This window comes from Microcoleus sp. Pol12B4 (assembly GCF_036701385.1).
Lineage (GTDB): Bacteria > Cyanobacteriota > Cyanobacteriia > Cyanobacteriales > Microcoleaceae > Microcoleus.
The window spans coordinates 1-1437 of record NZ_JAUBQR010000440.1 but is presented as its reverse complement, the minus strand read 5'-3'; the positions used below and the strand labels follow the sequence as shown (position 1 = coordinate 1437).

Here is a 1437-nt window from a genome sequence, read left to right as displayed (position 1 = left end):
GTAATTGCTCAACCCCCTTGACAAGAAGAGGAGATAGACATTAGATAAAGGAATGGAAAAACTCCCCGACTTAAAGCAACTATCGAACGAGGCAAAAGAAGCCTTGATAGTAGAGCTATGGCAAGAAATCCAAAAACTTAGCGCAGCATTAGCCACATACGAACCAAAACCAGGCTCATCTCCCACCAAAACTAGCAAAAATTCCAGCACTCGACCATCCAAAGGATTCAAGCCGAACATTAAGCCGTCAAAAATTCAAGGAATAAAAAGACAAAGAAGCCTAGGAAGAGTCGGAGGGGGAAGAGAACTACATCCTCATCCCGACCAAACAATCATCGCCCAAGTCAAAAATTGCCCCCAGTGTGGAGAGAAAGTCACCGCCGCCACCCAAAAATTGCAATCGGTCTACGAAAAAATCGAACTTCCGCCAATTCGCCCCATCATCACCCGAATAGAACGTTATGGTGGTCAGTGTGCCTGCTGTCAAACCGAGTATGTTGCCCCTGTACCATTGGGAATGGAAGCAGGTTCACCGTTTGGCAGTTCAATTCAAAGCTTGGTCACATATCTCCGTTACACTCATGCCATCAGCTACGAACGGCTATCGTCGATATTTGCATCCGTTTTTGGACTCAAGATTTCCGAAGGAGCAATCGCAAACCTGTTGGCAAAAGTCAAAACCAGTTTAGACGACCAAGTAAGTCAAATATTACAACGGTTGCGGCGGGCAAAATTAATTTGTTCAGATGAAACGAGTGCCAGAGTTAACGGACAAAATCAGTGGGAGTGGGTGTTTCAGAACCAGGATGTTTGTTTACACGTCATCCGCCCGAGTCGAGGGAGTGGGGTAATTAACGAAGTTCTGGCAGAACATCGTCCCGATATCTGGGTGTCTGATTTATTTAGCGCTCAAAAAAATCACCCAGCACCACAATGGCAAGTGTGTTTGGCCCATCAACTGCGGGATTGCCAATATGCGATTGATGCTCTTGACAGAATTTTTGCCCCAGCGATGAAGAGGTTATTATTAAGGGCTTTTATCATCCATCGGCAACGGGAGAATATGGATGATACTAGACTCTTGAGATATCGAATAAATTTACAAGAAAGATTAACCAAAATTTTGGATTTAGCACCACAGCATCCGGATGGTATACGGTTACGAAAACGTTACAGTGGGCTGATTGACAATTTATTTCTATTTCTGGAAGATGCGACAATTCCAGCCACGAATAATAGTAGTGAACAGGCGATTCGGATGAGCGTGATATTTCGCCGTGTGACCAATGGCTTCCGTTCGGAATGGGGGCGAGATTTGTTTGCTGCCGTTCGTTCAGTTGTTAATACTGGCAAGCGTCAGGGTTTAACTGCTTATCAATCTATTCAACAAGCTCTCTCTACTGATGGCTCCCTTTTTTCCCCTAGTTGAGCAATTAC

General features: G+C 44.7%; 1 protein-coding gene. It reads left to right on the top strand.

Annotated elements, in window-relative coordinates; genetic code table 11:
- The first annotated feature begins 52 nt into the window (after positions 1-52).
- Positions 53-1429, top strand: coding sequence for an IS66 family transposase (tnpC, locus tag QUA38_RS28880; protein ID WP_333167947.1), 1377 nt, complete (start codon positions 53-55; stop codon positions 1427-1429).
- The last annotated feature ends 8 nt before the right edge of the window (positions 1430-1437 follow it).